Origin of the sequence: Pseudomonas sp. B5(2017) (genome assembly GCF_002112825.1) — a bacterium.
Classification (GTDB): Bacteria; Pseudomonadota; Gammaproteobacteria; order Pseudomonadales; family Pseudomonadaceae; genus Aquipseudomonas; species Aquipseudomonas putida_Z.
The window spans coordinates 183395-199129 of record NZ_NEIR01000011.1; the positions used below are offsets into that span (position 1 = coordinate 183395).

10 protein-coding genes are annotated in these 15735 nt (G+C 60.6%); 4 read left to right on the top strand and 6 right to left on the bottom strand.

Going from position 1 to position 15735, the window contains the following annotated elements; translation table 11 throughout:
• Positions 1–32: 32 nt before the first annotated feature.
• Complete coding sequence (gene rmf / locus CAG00_RS18120; protein ID WP_003248687.1) at positions 33–248, bottom strand: ribosome modulation factor; 216 nt, start codon at positions 246–248, stop codon at positions 33–35.
• A gap of 561 nt (positions 249–809) precedes the next feature.
• Here rmf and rlmKL point away from each other — a divergent pair.
• Positions 810–3002 (top strand): bifunctional 23S rRNA (guanine(2069)-N(7))-methyltransferase RlmK/23S rRNA (guanine(2445)-N(2))-methyltransferase RlmL, encoded by a 2193-nt coding sequence (rlmKL, locus tag CAG00_RS18125; RefSeq protein ID WP_085664970.1) that lies wholly within the window; start codon positions 810–812, stop codon positions 3000–3002.
• A gap of 94 nt (positions 3003–3096) precedes the next feature.
• On the top strand, positions 3097–5487 hold the full coding sequence (locus tag CAG00_RS18130; RefSeq protein ID WP_085664971.1) for a diguanylate cyclase: 2391 nt from the start codon (positions 3097–3099) through the stop codon (positions 5485–5487).
• A 128-nt stretch (positions 5488–5615) separates the two neighbouring features.
• Here CAG00_RS18130 and dacB read toward each other — a convergent pair whose 3' ends face one another.
• The 5 genes from dacB to CAG00_RS18155 form a co-directional block, all read right to left on the bottom strand.
• Complete coding sequence (gene dacB / locus CAG00_RS18135) at positions 5616–7073, bottom strand: D-alanyl-D-alanine carboxypeptidase/D-alanyl-D-alanine-endopeptidase (RefSeq protein ID WP_025338294.1); 1458 nt, start codon at positions 7071–7073, stop codon at positions 5616–5618.
• 186 nt (positions 7074–7259) lie between these two features.
• Positions 7260–7604 carry a YggL family protein gene (locus tag CAG00_RS18140; protein ID WP_085664972.1) on the bottom strand — a complete coding sequence of 115 codons (345 nt, stop codon included), beginning with the start codon at positions 7602–7604 and terminating at the stop codon, positions 7260–7262.
• A 41-nt stretch (positions 7605–7645) separates the two neighbouring features.
• Positions 7646–11278, bottom strand: a complete 3633-nt coding sequence (locus tag CAG00_RS18145) for an ATP-binding protein (RefSeq protein WP_085664973.1) — start codon at positions 11276–11278, stop codon at positions 7646–7648.
• An 8-nt stretch (positions 11279–11286) separates the two neighbouring features.
• Complete coding sequence (locus tag CAG00_RS18150) at positions 11287–11910, bottom strand: response regulator transcription factor (RefSeq protein ID WP_085664974.1); 624 nt, start codon at positions 11908–11910, stop codon at positions 11287–11289.
• Positions 11911–12311: 401 nt separating this feature from the next.
• Positions 12312–12779, bottom strand: coding sequence for a helix-turn-helix domain-containing protein (locus CAG00_RS18155; protein ID WP_085665001.1), 468 nt, complete (start codon positions 12777–12779; stop codon positions 12312–12314).
• 306 nt (positions 12780–13085) lie between these two features.
• Here CAG00_RS18155 and CAG00_RS18160 point away from each other — a divergent pair, with 306 nt between their 5' ends.
• Both CAG00_RS18160 and CAG00_RS28235 read left to right on the top strand, forming a co-directional pair.
• Positions 13086–13508, top strand: a complete 423-nt coding sequence (locus tag CAG00_RS18160; protein WP_085664975.1) for a hypothetical protein — start codon at positions 13086–13088, stop codon at positions 13506–13508.
• A 147-nt stretch (positions 13509–13655) separates the two neighbouring features.
• Positions 13656–14207, top strand: coding sequence for an HAD domain-containing protein (locus CAG00_RS28235; protein WP_139832796.1), 552 nt, complete (start codon positions 13656–13658; stop codon positions 14205–14207).
• Positions 14208–15735 lie beyond the last annotated feature (1528 nt).

Genomic DNA, 15735 nt, shown 5'->3' on the forward strand with positions numbered 1-15735 from the left:
CGTGCATGGTAAATCGAATTCAGTGTCCTCGTTCAGCCAACGGCGTGATTTTCGTTGAGTCTATGGATGCCAGCGGTGCCAGTCATTCCGTCCCAGTTATCACCGCGACCTTCACGCCAGCCGTTGATCCAGGCTTGGCGAACAGAAGGAAGATTGAAGGGGCAAAGTTCGCGGGATTTGCCGGTGACCCCGTATTGGTAGCCACGTGAATATGCTCTTTCCAACGGATCACGCTTAAGTCTTCTCATAGGGTGTTGCCCTCACTTGTTGACTGTAATGTCCCGTCGGCCTCTCCGAGGCCGGGCAGAGTCTTTCTGCCGGTGTGCGCTCGCTGCCGGCGTGGCGAGCTGAAAGTGCCACCTCGTTGCGAAGTGGCCTGAGACCAGTTCTATCGAATGCGAGTCACCGTGTGAATGATCGATTTGTCATAAGCACGTAACCTTTCCAAGGGTGAGGGGATAAGTAAATAAATGCGACTCAACCTTGTTTAGCGTTGAGGCCGCTATGATCAGGCTTTGCCGATCATTGACGTCATTTCGCCAGCGTTTCTCGCGGATGACAGAAATAATTTGAAATGCGACGAAGGGTCACATCGGCCCCGGTATCGCCAGAATTTTTCGTACTGCCTGATGATCTAAGCTGTCTTTGCCACTGGGCCAAGCACAGATCGGTCAGGCGGCCCGGCCTTTCACCGCGCGCGCGCGTGCCGGGAAAGGCCACCCGCACGCCTGCTGGAAAGGTGTGCGGGCAAACATCGCGGGGCGATGCGTCGCCCCGTCAGTCAAATAGCCCAAGGCGCTGGATTACTCATGTCGGACCGTTTCGAACTTTACCTCACCTGCCCCAAAGGCCTGGAAGGCCTGCTTGCCGAAGAGGCGCGGGGCCTCGGCCTGGATGACGTGCGCGAGCACACCTCGGCCATTCGCGGCGCCGCCGACATGGAAACCGCCTACCGCCTGTGCCTGTGGTCACGTCTGGCCAACCGGGTGCTCCTGGTACTCAAGCGCTTCTCCATGAAGAACGCCGACGACCTCTACGACGGTGTGCATGCGGTCGACTGGGCCGATCACCTGGCAGCCGATGGCACCCTGGCGGTGGAGTTCAGCGGCCATGGCTCGGGCATCGACAACACTCACTTCGGTGCGCTGAAGGTCAAGGACGCGATCGTCGACAAGCTGCGCAACCGCGAAGGCCTGCGCCCGTCGGTGGAAAAGATCGACCCTGATGTGCGCGTGCACCTGCGCCTGGACCGTGGCGAAGCCATTCTCTCCCTCGACCTTTCCGGGCACAGCCTGCACCAGCGTGGCTACCGCCTGCAGCAAGGTGCCGCGCCGCTGAAGGAAAACCTGGCGGCGGCGGTGTTGATCCGCGCCGGCTGGCCGCGCATTGCCGCCGAAGGTGGCGCGCTGGCCGACCCGATGTGCGGTGTGGGTACCTTCCTGGTCGAAGCGGCGATGATCGCCGCCGATATCGCGCCCAACCTCAAGCGTGAACGCTGGGGCTTCAGTGCCTGGCTCGGCCATGTACCGGCGTTGTGGCGCAAGGTGCATGACGAGGCGCAGGCGCGGGCACAGGTCGGCCTGGCCAAGCCACCACTGTGGATCCGTGGCTACGAGGCCGACCCGCGGCTGATCCAGCCAGGCCGCAACAACGTCGAGCGTGCCGGCCTGGGCGACTGGGTGAAGATCTACCAGGGCGAAGTCAGCACCTTCGAGCCGCGCCCGGACCAGAACCAGAAAGGCCTGGTCATCAGCAACCCGCCCTATGGCGAGCGCCTGGGTGACGAAGCCAGCCTGCTGTACCTCTACCAGAACCTCGGCGAGCGCCTGCGCCAGGCCTGCATGGGCTGGGAGGCGGCGGTATTCACTGGCGCGCCGCAGTTGGGCAAGCGCATGGGCATTCGCAGCCACAAGCAGTACGCGTTCTGGAACGGCGCCTTGCCGTGCAAGCTGCTGCTGTTCAAGGTGCAGCCCGACCAGTTCGTTACCGGCGAGCGCCGCGAGGCGCAGCCTGAAGGCGCGGAAAGCCGCCAGCAGGCAGCACCGGCCAGCGAGCCGGCGCGCCTGTCGGAAGGGGCGCAGATGTTCGCCAACCGCCTGCAGAAAAACCTCAAGCAACTGGGCAAGTGGGCCCGCCGCGAGCAGGTCGATTGCTACCGCCTGTACGATGCCGACATGCCCGAGTACGCCTTGGCGGTCGACCTGTACCAGGATTGGGTGCACGTGCAGGAATACGCCGCGCCACGTTCGGTCGACCCGGACAAGGCCCAGGCACGCCTGCTCGACGCGTTGGCAGCCATCCCGCAGGCCCTGGGTATTTCACCGCAGCGTGTGGTGCTCAAGCGTCGCGAGCGGCAGAGCGGCACGCGCCAGTACGAGCGCCAGGCAACCGAAGGCCGCTTCCAGGAAGTGAACGAAGGCGGCGTCAAGCTGCTGGTCAACCTCACCGACTACCTCGACACCGGCCTGTTCCTCGACCATCGCCCGATGCGCATGCGCATCCAGCGCGAAGCAGCCGGCAAGCGCTTCCTCAACCTGTTCTGCTACACCGCCACGGCCACCGCGCATGCGGCCAAGGGCGGCGCGCGCAGCACCACCAGCGTCGACCTGTCGAAAACCTACCTGGACTGGGCGCGGCGCAACCTGGCGCTCAATGGCTTCTCCGAGCGCAACCGCCTGGAGCAGGGCGATGTGATGGCCTGGCTGGAGGGCAACCGCGACAGCTACGACCTGATCTTCATCGACCCGCCAACCTTCTCCAACTCCAAGCGCATGGAAGGCGTGTTCGACGTGCAGCGTGACCACGTGCAGCTGCTGGACCTGGCCATGGCCCGCCTGGCGCCGGGTGGCGTGCTGTATTTCTCCAACAACTTCCGCAAGTTCCAGCTGGACGAGCACCTGATGGCGCGTTACGCGGTGGAGGAAATCACGGCCCAGACCCTGGACCCGGACTTCGCCCGCAATAACCGTATCCATCGCGCCTGGCGTCTGCAGCTTCGTTGAGGCGACGAGGTACATTGCGCGGCTAATGGCCAATAGCTATAACTGAGGGCAGGGCAAGATAATCCGCAGGACGCTGACGTGACGAGATGGGTGTATGTCAAAGGGTGGCGTGCGTGCGCGGTTGCTTGGCCTGTGCACAGAGGCGGTGTCCGCCTGGGCGGTGGCCCTGGTCGCCCTGGTCGTGGGCGGCCTGTTGACGGCCGTCCTGGCGTTAGCCACGCAAACCTTCTACAAGCAGCAGCTGCGCCAGCGCTTCGAGCTGCTGGCCAGCGAGCGTTTCAGCCGTATCGCCGAGCGGTTTGACGAACAGCAGCAGCGCCTTGACGGGCTGCGGCGGTTTTTCAGCTTTTCCAACGAAATCACCCCACACGAGTTCGACGGCTACGCCAGGCCATTGCTGCAGCGGACCCTGGCCTACGCCTGGGCGCCGCGTGTCGAGGCCGCGCAACGCGCCGAGTTCGAGCGCCAGGCCAGTGCGCATTCCGGCCCGGGCTATGTGATCCGCGACCAGGATGAGCAAGGCCAGTGGCGGCCATCCCCCCAGCGCGACCATTACTTCCCGGTGCTCTATACCCAGTCGGGTGAATTGCCCGGGTTGCCCTATGGGCTGGACCTCGCCGGCCAGGAAGTGCCCCTGGCGGCACTGGCGCGGGCGCTGGGACCGGGCAGCATGGCGGTGTCCGAGCCACTGCCCATGTTCGATACCAGCTCGGATGCGCGTGGCCTGCTGATGGTGGCGCCGGTGTTTTCCGATGCCAACCCCCGCGGCGCGGCAGTGGGCTATGTGATGGCCTTGCTGAGCATGCGTGAGCTGGTCAGTGACGGGCGCCCGGTTTCGGCAGACGATAACCTGGTGGTGCGTATCGTCGACCCCACCGGGCTGCATGGCCCCGAGGTGATGTTCGATTCGCAGAACCCGGTCGCACCCCTGCCGCTGGCCACCAACCAGCTGTTGCACCTGGCTGACCACCACTTCCAGCTGAGTATCCGGCCGAGTCTGGCCTTCGTGCGTGCCAACCGTTCCTCCGCGGTGCTGGCGGTGAGCCTGCTGGGCGGCTTGTTGAGCCTGCTGCTCAGTGTCTTGCTCTACAGCTTGTTCAGCCAGCGCCAGCGCGCCTTGGCCCTGGTCGAGCAGCGCACCGCCGAGTTGCGGGTCAGCGAGCAATCCCTGCGTGGCACCCACAACCAGCTGCGCAGCGTGCTGGATGCCGCAACCCAGGTGGCGATCATCGCCACCAACCTCAAGGGTGTGGTCAGCACCTTCAACGCCGGCGCCGAGCGCATGCTCGGTTACCCCGCCAGTGAGGCGATCGGCCAGCTGCGCCTGGAAGACCTGGTGCTACCCGAGGAGTTGAGCCTGCGTGCCCATGCCTTGAGCCTGCGTTACGGCCGGCCGATTGAAGGTGGCCAGGCCATGTTCGCCGAAACGGTGCAGGAGCATGGCGCCGAGCCGGGGGAATGGACCTTGCTGCGCGCCGATGGCAGCCAACTGGTGGCCAACATGCTGGTCACCGCCATGCTCGATGAACAGGGGTTGTGGATCGGTTACCTGGCGATCTGCATCGATGTCACTGAACGGCGGCGGGTGCATGAGGCGCTGGCGGCGCGTGACCGCCTTCTGGAAAAGCTCAGTGCCGAGGTACCGGGCGGCATCTACCAGTACCGCCTGGATGGCAACGGCCATTCCTGTTTTCCGTACGCCAGCATGGGCCTGTACGACATCTACGAAGTCGACCTGCAGCAGTTGCGCGAGGATGCCACGGCGGTGTTCGAGCGCATCCACCCGGATGACCTGGAGCGCGTGCGCCGCTCGGTGCGTTACTCGGCCGAACACCTGTCGCCCTGGCGCGAGGAATACCGGGTCTGCCTGCCGCGTGCCGGGCTGCGCTGGGTGCGTGGCGAGGCGACACCGGAGGTGGGCGAGCAGGGCTGCACCTTGTGGCATGGCTACCTGACCGACATCTCCGACCTCAAGGGCGTGGAGGAAGAGTTGCGTGCGCTGTCGGTGACCGACTCGCTGACCGGCATCCATAACCGCCGTTACTTCCAGGAGCGGCTCAAGCTCGAACTGGAACGGGCCCAGCGCGATGGCCAGGCACTGGCGGTGATCATGCTCGATATCGATCACTTCAAGCGCATCAACGACCATTTCGGGCATGCCGTCGGCGACCGCGTGCTGCGCAGCCTGTGCCTGCGTATCGGCCAGCGTTTGCGGCGTACCGATGTGTTCTGCCGGCTGGGCGGCGAGGAATTCATGGTGCTGTGCCCGGGCAGCGATGCAGAGCAGGCGCGGCTGTTGGCGCTGGAGCTGTGGCAAGGAGTGCGCAATGTGCCGGTGGAAGGCGTGGGCAGGGTGACCGCGAGTTTTGGTGTGGCGGGCTGGCGACCGGGGGAAGGGGCCGATGCCTTGCTGTTGCGGGCTGATGCAGGCGTGTATGCGGCCAAGCAGGCCGGGCGGGACCGGGTGGAGGGGGAGTTGGCCTGACAGCGTTCAGTTGCCAATGCCGGCCCTTTCGCGGCTAAAGCCGCTCCCACAGGGACATCACAGGTCTTGAACCCTGCACTGTACATAGGAGCGGCTTTAGCCGCGAAGAGGCCGGTACCGGTTAACGATCAGTTGGCCGCTGTGCTGCCGGCCAGTTTCGGCTGGCGGTAAAGGTCCAGCAGCACCTGGTCGAGCACCTGCGAGGCGCCCCACGGTTTCGGATCGTTGAGGATCGCCGCCACCGCCCAGGTATGGCCGTTGCTGTCGCGGCTGAAGCCGGCAATTGCCCGCACGGTGTTCAGCGTGCCGGTCTTGATGTGCCCTTCGCCGGTCATGGCGGTGCGCTTCAGGCGCTTGCGCATGGTGCCGTCCATACCCACCAGCGGCATCGAGCTCATGAACTCGGCGGCATAGGGGCTCTTCCAGGCGGCCTGCAGCATCGCGGCCATCTCCCGGGTGCTGACCCGTTCGGCACGCGACAGGCCGGAGCCGTTTTCCATCACCAGGTGCGGCGCGGTAATGCCTTTCTTCGCCAACCACTGGCGCACCACGCGCTGGGCGGCGCGGGCGTCGTCACCGTCGGCATCGGTGCGGAACTGCGCGCCAAGGCTAAGGAATAGCTGCTGGGCCATGGTGTTGTTGCTGTACTTGTTGATGTCGCGGATCACTTCCACCAGGTCTGGTGAGAAGGCGCGGGCCAGCAGGCGAGCGCCCTTGGGCACGTTCTCGAAGCGGTCGCCACCCTGGATGCTGCCACCCAGCTCGTTCCAGATCGCGCGCACGGCACCGGCGGCGTAGGTTTGGTGGTCGAGCAGCGACAGGTAGGTCTGCGAGTTGCAGCCGTCACCCAGCTGGCCGCTGACCGTTACGCTGATGCCATCGGCCTGCTGAACCGGGTTGTAGCGCACATCACCCGAGCACTGTTTGGAGGCCACCGCCTTGACCTGGTTGTCGATGCGGATGCTGGCAATCGGCGGTTCGACCGCGATGGTGACCTTGCCGCCATCGTTGCGGGCCACGAAGCGCAGGGCCTTGAGGTTGACCAGCAGCGAGTCGGGCTTGACCAGGAACGGCTTGTTTTCATCACCGCCGTCGTCGTTGAACTGCGGCAGGTTGGGCTGCACGAAGTGGCTGCGGTCCAGCACCAGGTCGCCGGTGATGGTGCGCACGCCATTGGCGCGCAGGTCACGCATCAGCAGCCACAGCTTCTCCATGTTCAGTTTCGGGTCGCCGCCACCTTTGAGGTACAGGTTGCCGTTGAGTACACCGTTGCTCAGGGTGCCATCGGTGTAGAACTCGGTTTTCCACTGGAAGGTCGGGCCGAGCAGTTCGAGGGCGGCGTAGGTGGTGACCAGTTTCATGGTCGAGGCCGGGTTGACCGAGACATCGGCATTGAACACGGTCGGTGTGCCGGGGCCGTCCAGCGGCAGCATCACCAGCGACAGGGCAGAATCCTGCAGCTTGTTGGCTTTGAGGGCCTGCTGCACTTTGGCAGGCAGCGTGGTGTTGACGGCGGCGGCCTGGCTGGGCAAGGCGAGTGGCAACAGCAGGCCGGCAAGAACGAGGGGACGAAGCGTTTTGATCATGATCGATAAATACCCTACGGCGAGGGAAAAGGGCATTGGGGCTGTAAGGGATGATGGCCCCAGGGTGAAAGAATACGCATTATGCCCCAAGCGCAGCGACGATGCGCCACGTTCGACGGAAAAGCACCCCCAATAAAAAAGGCCACCCCTTGGGGTGGCCTTTTCAGCGATCGAGCCGGGCCGGTATTACTCGGCCTTGTTGATCGGCTTTTCCGGGTACCAGGCGTCCAGCAGCGGGCTGACTTCGATCTTGGTCAGTTCGCTACGGCCTTTGAGCCAGGCTTCAACGGCTGCACGCTGTTGTTCGCTGACCGAGCCACGTTTGACCGAGCACACCAGGCCGAAATCGTCACCGCCTACATAGTCCAGGCCGTTGGCGTCCATGGCTTCTGCCAGGAACGCGTCGAGGAAAGCATCGATTGCCTGGTCATCCAGATCTTCCTTGAATTCCAGGTTCAGCTCGAAGCCCAATTCCTGAAACTCGTCGACACACAGCTTCTTGCGCAGACGACGGGAGCGGTTTGTGGCCATGAAACAATCCTCTTAGGTAATAACGCCGCGCAGTCTACCAGTTAACACGCCTGGCTGCCTGCCTGTGTGCAGGTGCCTGTGGCCAGTTCCTTGGCCAGGGCACGTTCTACCCGGCACATATGCCGCGCCAGTGCCTGGCGCCGCAGGCTTAACTGGTCGGGAAGCAAGTCGCTTGCCTCCAGGGCTTCGCAGGCTTTCATCAGCGCGGGGGCTTCCAGCATCCGCGCGGCGCTGAGCACCTTGTGCGCCTGTTCGGCAATGGCATCGCTGTCGTGCTGCGGATGCAATGCCATCAAGGTGGCCAGGTCGGCCTGCAGGCTCTGCTGCAACGCCTGCAGGAAGCGCTGGCGGTCGTTCGGGTCATGCCCGACCACTGTGGCCAGGCCGTCCAGGTGGTACAGCTTGCGCCGCGGTTTGTGCTGGCGGCGCGGGCGGATGCCGGCCAGGCGCTGGCTGAGCGTGCCCAGGCTGATGGGCTTGAGCAGGCAGTCGTCCATGCCGGCGCTCAGGCACTTTCGGCGTACCTCCGGCTGTGCGTTGGCGGTGTAGCCGAGAATGGTGCAGCGCGGCCGCTTGCCATGGCGTTCCTCGGTACGCACGGCGGTGGCCAGCTGGTAGCCGTTCATGTGCGGCATGTTGCAGTCGAGCACCAGCACATCGAAGTCGCCCGCCCGCCAGGTGGCCAGGCCTTCGCGACCGTCGCGGGCGCTGGTGTGCTCCAGCCCCAGGTAGCCAAGCTGCTGTGCCATCAGTTGCAGGTTGGCCGGGTGGTCGTCGATCACCAGCACGTTCAGCCGTGGGTCGGGCACATCGAGGTTCTCTATCAGCGGGGCCGGCTGCGCCGCAGCGTCAACCCGCTGCAGCGGCATTTTCAGGCGTACCTGGGTGCCGACATCCTCCAGGCTCTTGATGGTCAGGCTGCCGCCCATCATTTCGCACAGGTTGCGACAGATGGCCAGGCCCAGCCCGGTACCCGCGCGGGCGCTCTGGCTATGCGGGTTGGCCTGGATGAACGGGTTGAACAGGCGTTGCAGGTCGTCGGCGTGGATACCGATGCCACTGTCGCGCACTTCCAGCTCCAGCACGGCGGGGGTAGTGCTGCCGTCGTCCACCAGGCCGACGCAGATGCGCACCTGGCCATGCTCGGTGAACTTGATGGCGTTGCTCACCAGGTTGGACAGGACCTGCTTGAAACGCAAGGGGTCGAGCAGGGCATGGCAGCGTGCGGCCGGTGCGATCATCACCTCCAGGGCCAGGCCTTTCTGCCGCGCCTGGCCTTCGAAAATGCGCCCCACCGATTCGACCAGGGCCGCCAGGTCGACGGCCTCCGGGGCGAGGGACAAGTGCCCCGACTCGATGCGCACGATGTCGAGGATATCGCCGATCAGGCCCAGCAGGTCCTTGGCCGAGTGGTGGGCCAGCTCCAGCGCGCAACGGTCTACCCGGCCTTGGTCGGCACGCTTGACTGCCAGTTCGAGCATGCCGATGACCGCATTCATCGGGGTGCGGATTTCGTGGCTGATGGTGGCCAGGAACGTGCTTTTGGCGCGGTTCGCATCGTCGGCCTGTTGCTTGGCCTGGCGCAGCTCCATGACCAGATGGCGGCGCTCGCTGATGTCGATCCAGCCGCCGATGATGCCTTGCACCTCACCCAGTGAGTCGCGGTACGGCAGGATCCAGTGGTAGATGGTCATCTCCCGGCCCTGGATCCGTAGTGGCCGGTCCATGATCAGTGGCGAGCCTTCGGCCATCACCTTCAGGTAGTCGGCGTGGATCTGCCGGGTCTGCTCGAAATCGGCGAACAGGCTCCCCTCCAGGTTCTTGCCGATGACCTCTTCGGAGCGGGCTTGCACGGCTTCCAGATAGCTGTAGTTGCAGCTTTGCAGGCGGCCCTCGCGGTCACGCACGTACATGGGGTGGGGCGTGCCGTTGAGCAGGGCGCGCATGAACGCCAATTGGTCGTTCAGCGCCCGTTCGGCGCGTTGCCGCTGGCGAATCTGCAGGCGCAGGCGGGCATTCCACAGCAAGGCCAGCAGCAACAGCACGGCGGTGCCCAGTACCACCTGTATCGCCAGCCGGCGGTAGCCCTGGTCGTTGCCATCCTCGTGCAGGCTGAAGCCGCGCCAGCGGTTGTTGATGACCCCCAGTTCTTCCGGCGAGATGCTCAGCAGCGCCTTGTCGAGGATCGACACCAGCGCCTGTGACGGGGCACTGGTGGCCATGGCGAAGTTGGCGGGTTCGCTGCCGACGGTGGCCCTGATGACCAGTTCGGGGTTGCCGGCCAGCGCGTGGTTGGCGTCGATCAGGGTGGTGATCACCGCATCGACGGCACCGCTGTTGAGCAACGCCATGGAATAGAACGAACTTTCGGTCTCGACCCAGCCGATTTGCGGATAGTGCCGCGACAGCATGGCGTCCATGGCACTGTAGCGGGTAATGGCGATGCGATGACCCTGCAGCTGTTCCAGCGAGGTGAAGGGTTGTTTGTCCTTGCGGCTGACCAGCACATAGGCGCTTTCCAGGTAGGGCTGGCTGATTTGCAGGTCGTCTTCGTTCACCCCGCCGGTGGCCAGTGCGGCGATGACATCGGCGCGGCCATCCTTGAGGCGGGCAATCATGTCGGCAAGGCCGCTGGCGCGCTGCACTTCGAAACGCAAGCCGGTGCGCAGGCGAAGGAGCTCGAGCAGGTCGGCGGTGATGCCGCGAAAATGCCCCGAACCATCGAAGTAGGAGACCGGTGCAGCGGTGTCATCGATTGCCACACGCATCACCGGGTGGTCCTTCAGCCATTGTTCTTCGGTGTCGGTCAGTTGCAGCTTGCGGTCGGTCAGCAGCAGGTCGCTACCGGCGCTCCAGCGCTTGAAGATACTGGCGCGTATGGCCGAGGTCTGTCTGTCCAGGGTGGCGTTCACCATCTCCATCAGCACCCTGTCCTCGCGGCGCAGGGCAAAACCGAAGCCGATGGCTTCGTGCTTGCCGAAACTGGCCATGCGCAGGCGCGGCAGGTGGCCGCGATTGAGCTGGTAGTGGGTGGAAATGGTATCGCCGATGAACACGTCGGCCTGGCCGAACGCCACGGCACTCAGGGCCTGGCTGGACGAGCCGAAGGCCAGTAGCTCGGCCTTGGGGTAAGCGCTTTTCACCTCCTGCCGGGGCAGGTAGTGGTAGAGCATGCCCAGGCGCATGCCGGCCAGGCCCATGTCCAGCGCCCGGCTTTCGTCCTCGCGCGTTACCAGCACCGGTTGGTCGATGGCATAGGGGTGCGACAGGGCCAGGCCATCGCTGGCCGCTTCGTAGCCATTGGAGCTGCCAAGCAGGTCGATGTCGCCCTGCCGGAGCGCCTCCACCGCCGCTTGCCGGCTGGTAAAGCGCAGCACCCGCACGGGCAACTGCAGGGCGTTGCCGATCAGGCTCGCGTACTCGGCGGTAAGGCCCTGGTAGTCGCGGCCCCCACTGGTGATGTCGAACGGCGGGTAGTCCGGTGCCGAGGTACCCAGCACCAGTTCCTGACGGCCTTCGAGCCATTGCCGTTGCTCGCTGGTGAGGGCAGGCAGTGCCGGTCTGGCCGATGAGCGTGCCAGCAAGGTATAGGACGAAGCTTCGTGATGGGTAGCCTGTGCCACGCCGCTGAACAGGAGCAGGGTGAGCAACAGGCGAACGATAAGGTGCGCCATGACTACCCTCAGACCAGCGCGTTGCGTTTGGCCATTTCAATCAGGTCGACCAGCGTATTGACCTGAAGTTTGTGCATGAGGCGCTTCTTGTAGGTACTTACGGTCTTGCTGCTGAGGAACATGCCCTTGGCAATTTCCTTGTTGCTGCGGCCTTGGGCGAATAGTTGCAGTACCATCAGTTCGCGGTCATTTACCTGGCGGAAAAGTTGCAAGTCGGCATCTGTCGCCTGGTCATGCTTGATTGCCTGGCTGGGGAAGTAGTTGTAACCGGCCAGCACGGCCTTGATTGCACTGAGCAGTTCGCTCAGGTCTTCCTGCTTGCACACGTAGCCTGCAGCACCCGAGTGCATGCAGCGTACGGCAAACAATGCGGGAGACTGCGCGGTCAGTACCAGCACCTTCATGGGCAGGGCCATGGCCTGGAACCGGGCAAGCACCTCCAGCCCATCCAGCTTGGGGATGCTGATGTCGAGGATGACCAGGTCGGGCGCGGTTTCGCGAATCATCTGCATGGCGTCAACGCCGTTGTCCGACTCGCCGACAACCTTGTAATTCTGGTTTTCCAGCAACATACGAACGGCCAGGCGGATGACGGGATGGTCGTCGACGATAAATATGTTTTGTGGATACACAGCACTTAGTGTCAAAGCCCTCAAGGCTTTGACCGCTCCTGCTCCTGCTTTGCCATCAACGCTCAAAAGCTTTCAAAGCTTTTGATGCGAAAGCTCACATGGTAGGTGCGGTATTGAGGGGGGGTTAACCTGAGATAATCGTGAAGGAAGCTAACATGGCAAGCCAAATATTAATTTTGCTCCGGCCTGAGGCAGGTTTGCCAAGAGCGTCCTATCAAGCTGCTCAGGATGATATGGGATGCAACGCAGGCTGGGCTTTAGCTCTGCCAAGCGTTTCGGCTAGATCCACTAGCATCGGGGCATATCCGATGCTGGCCTGTCTTTAGTCCTAGGGGCGCCCGCTATGCCGTTAAGTGGGAGCCAAGACAGATGCATGGCTCAACAATGAGCCGAGATCTGTCTCACTTCGACTTTCCAGAAAGGTAACGATGTACAGTCGTTTTCGATACCTTGAGCTCTTTTGCGATTTCTGCGAGAGACATGCCCTGATTCTTGAGCTGAAGTGTAAGTTCTGTTCTAGCACGCGTGTCAGGGTGACCAGGACGGCCTGGAGGTCGTGATGCAGTGCTGGTCGAGAGCAGATCAATCACGCCGATGTTTCGGAGCTCCTTGAGCTTGTCCTCCGCACGCTTCAGGGCCGTCTCAACTGACTCCCCACCCTGCAGAGACGCTGTGAGAAGTACCAGAACTGCTGGCTCGACTTCCAGCATGTTGGCGATTTTGAAGATCATCTGAAGACTTACGTCCACCTTGCCTCTTTCAACACGGCTAAGGTGAGATTGATCAACAGCTGCAAGCTCATCTTGCGACCGCTTCGCTTCCTGTCTCAGCGCTCGTACGACGGTAGCAAAGGCTTCCCTTGGAAGCATGGAGGATCCTCTTCAAAATAGAGGATAAAGCCACATTGCGCTGTTCCATAACACGGCATATAATCCTAGTTAAGGAACGATTTCGATGTTCGACCGACACCTCAGTGTACAGAGGAGGTGGTCTTTTGCTCATTTTTTGGCATCTCACAACATATGCCATGAATTGACAAAAGTTCAGTCAAAGCTGCTTCGGTGGATTGTTGTGAGATTGTGGCGATTAGGGCGTGCTTGCCAGGGTGGACTGTAGCTTTTGAGCACGGGGTACTGCGAGCCTAATGTGGAAGTTAAGGGTGAAAGGATCGAAGAATGTTTGTTAGTCATGAATCTTGGAGTTTGAACGCATCTGCGCTGCTAGGAGAGGGCCACACGTGTATGAGAATTGTGGAGTGGCAAAGCTGCTATCAATTCTATCAGGTTGTCGTAGACGAATTGGAGAACGGAAGAGTGGCATCGCGCCAGTATTTCTTAAACGATGTGAATGTACTTGAAGACGTTCTTGAAAAACAGTGCGAAGATTTTAAGGTGACCGAGGTTCTGCTGATGAGTCCTGCTTGGATGAACGGAAGTGGAGGTTGGGCTATGAATAAGGTATTAAGTTTGATCGTCGGGCGCGGGGAGGATGGCGGTAAAGTTTCGATGCACAAGATTGCAGATGGTGTCGTGTATACATCTCCGTTAGGTGGAAAAATTGATACGCTCGAAGAGGAAGGCTTTAAGGTTCTTATGTAGGCTTTCTGTAATTTACTTGGGTCTTATGGATATTCTCTAGCGTTAAACAGAAGCTATGCAACGCAAGCTCGCTTGAGTTTGCGAGTCTTTTGAAGGGGGTGATCACGAGGAGGCGTATGTGAGTAAAGCCATAAAAAAGGGTGTTACATGATCAGCTCTGTACGACCACGTGTGATTAGACCGGAAGATAAGATCTTGTTCTTGGATTTTGACGGTGTCCTTCATCCAGATGCTGCCTTTCGAACCAAACACGGAATTGAATTGAGGGCGCCAGGAAAGTTGATGATGCATGCAGAGATATTACATGACATTGTGCGAGATTTTCCTCAGCTAAAAATTTCTTTGTCCTCGTCTTGGGTTCGTATGCTCGGCTATCAAAGAGCCCGTGCAGCACTACCAGCAAATTTGCAAGATCTTACTGTATCGGCGACCTGGCATTCCCGCATGCGGAATACAGCTAGGGAAGAGTATGACCTTTTTACACGCTATGAGCAGATTTGTGGCGCGGTGACTCGTGCTGGGATTACCCAATGGATTGCGGTCGATGACGATCCAGATTTTAGCTGGCCGGAGCATGACAGTAGGCTCGTGAGGTGTGACCCGAACCTGGGGCTCGGTAGTGTCCAGACTCAACTCGAACTCCGAGCAAAACTGCAATCTCTTTTTTTTGTGGGAGGTTGTAGTGAGAATCAGCGGTGAGTCAAAACCAGATACCGTTGTGGATGTCCTCTGCGATGTCTGCGAAAGTCAACGAGTGTAGGAGATGGGCTTCAGTTCGCTACCATGCAGGCATCCTTGGGTCATGGTTCACAGCATTGTAGAGAAGACTATGAGCTGCATCTCTTTGAGAGGTGCTTCTTCGCTCAAGCAGCAGGTATGAAGCGCATTAGGTGGCTGGGGATCATGTTCGAAGATACTGATGATTTTCTGCTACAGAATGAGTCGTACGGAAGAGTTGATAAGTAGCGTGGGCGGGCGCGAACGACGAAAAAGTGTATTCCCACCTGCCTCAATCAAAAGACTATAGAGGTGCTACATGGTTAGAAAGCGAGCTTCGTTGTCTACGTATCATGCTGATACGCCTTGGGCTGCCACTTTGCCAACTAGTGTTGTCAACGCTATGCGGAAAGATTTCGGTGTTACAGTTACAGCATTTATCTCGGCAGCTGCTTATGGGCCAAGCAATATGTACCTAGAGGGAGTGGTCTTCGCAGATAAAGGAGGTCGCTTCGGCGACGGTAACACAATACGTACATCGTTAATCATGAATAGTGAAGCTGTTGAAGGTTTCTTGGTAGTACAAACCTTGAGCAGTACTTATGTGGTCGCTGACTGGCTCGGCGGATCACTCTCTGAGACTTTAATTTCTAATCACTGATTAATATCGAACGTTGTTACGTGGCCATGCGGCACGGCTGTCGTGAGTCAAGCCATAATTTTTTTGGCGCTGTGGGCTTCCATCCTTATTCCTGCGCGCCCCGCTTGCAGCCCGCTTCGCGGAAAAAGCCATGTTCTTGGGGCGCGCGCCATGGTCACGGTTTTGCCATACTCGCGCCCCAAGACGATGGGTACAACGAGCGCTCAGTCCGTACCGCCCAGGCAAAAGCAGTAACCTAATGGCTGCTAGCCGTTAGCTGCTACAAAGCTGCGAGCAGGGTGCGGAGGAGATTTGCCGCCGGTGAAAGCTGCGGATGATCATTGCGTTTTCCGTCGCGATCGAGATGACCTGCTTCCACAAACCCAAGAATGTAGCCCTCTGCTTTGCCTCTAGCTTCGCGAAAGTCTTGCTCAGTGTTGCTGCTGTGGATGTTGTCTACCAGTCGCTTTCAGTATGCGGCTTGGCGCTTACCCTTAGCATCGTTTGAAAATGACGGAGCGTGACTCTGTGTGGCGTAAAACCAGCGGCAGATTGCGTGCATCAAGCGGTATGCTCCAATGATCAAACCTTGTCGAAGTTATCATGCGTAAATTCAATCGCCTGTTTTCACCGCGCAGGCGTTAAGAGCAGCGCATGGGGCGAGAGAGCTGCGCGCATAGATATCTGACCTCGCCTCAGTAGGCAGATTAAGTCCTGATCAGCAGATAGGCGATGGCAGAACGGCAAGGTAATGTCTTTCGCAAGGGTGGCGTTTGGTAATTATTTGACGGTGTCCATTTGTCCTGAAAACCATAGTTACCTTGCCTCCCGGCAATCCGTAAAGGCCGCTAAACCACGTCCGAGTCCCTT

Excerpts from the sequence above, each read along its gene's own strand:
- rmf (WP_003248687.1), bottom strand. The coding sequence starts at position 248 with ATGAGAAGACTTAAGCGTGATCCGTTGGAAAGAGCATATTCACGTGGC.
- rlmKL (WP_085664970.1), top strand. The coding sequence starts at position 810 with ATGTCGGACCGTTTCGAACTTTACCTCACCTGCCCCAAAGGCCTGGAA.
- CAG00_RS18130 (WP_085664971.1), top strand. The coding sequence starts at position 3,097 with ATGTCAAAGGGTGGCGTGCGTGCGCGGTTGCTTGGCCTGTGCACAGAG.
- dacB (WP_025338294.1), bottom strand. The coding sequence starts at position 7,073 with ATGATCAAAACGCTTCGTCCCCTCGTTCTTGCCGGCCTGCTGTTGCCA.
- CAG00_RS18140 (WP_085664972.1), bottom strand. The coding sequence starts at position 7,604 with ATGGCCACAAACCGCTCCCGTCGTCTGCGCAAGAAGCTGTGTGTCGAC.
- CAG00_RS18145 (WP_085664973.1), bottom strand. The coding sequence starts at position 11,278 with ATGGCGCACCTTATCGTTCGCCTGTTGCTCACCCTGCTCCTGTTCAGC.
- CAG00_RS18155 (WP_085665001.1), bottom strand. The coding sequence starts at position 12,779 with ATGCTTCCAAGGGAAGCCTTTGCTACCGTCGTACGAGCGCTGAGACAG.
- CAG00_RS18160 (WP_085664975.1), top strand. The coding sequence starts at position 13,086 with ATGTTTGTTAGTCATGAATCTTGGAGTTTGAACGCATCTGCGCTGCTA.
- CAG00_RS28235 (WP_139832796.1), top strand. The coding sequence starts at position 13,656 with ATGATCAGCTCTGTACGACCACGTGTGATTAGACCGGAAGATAAGATC.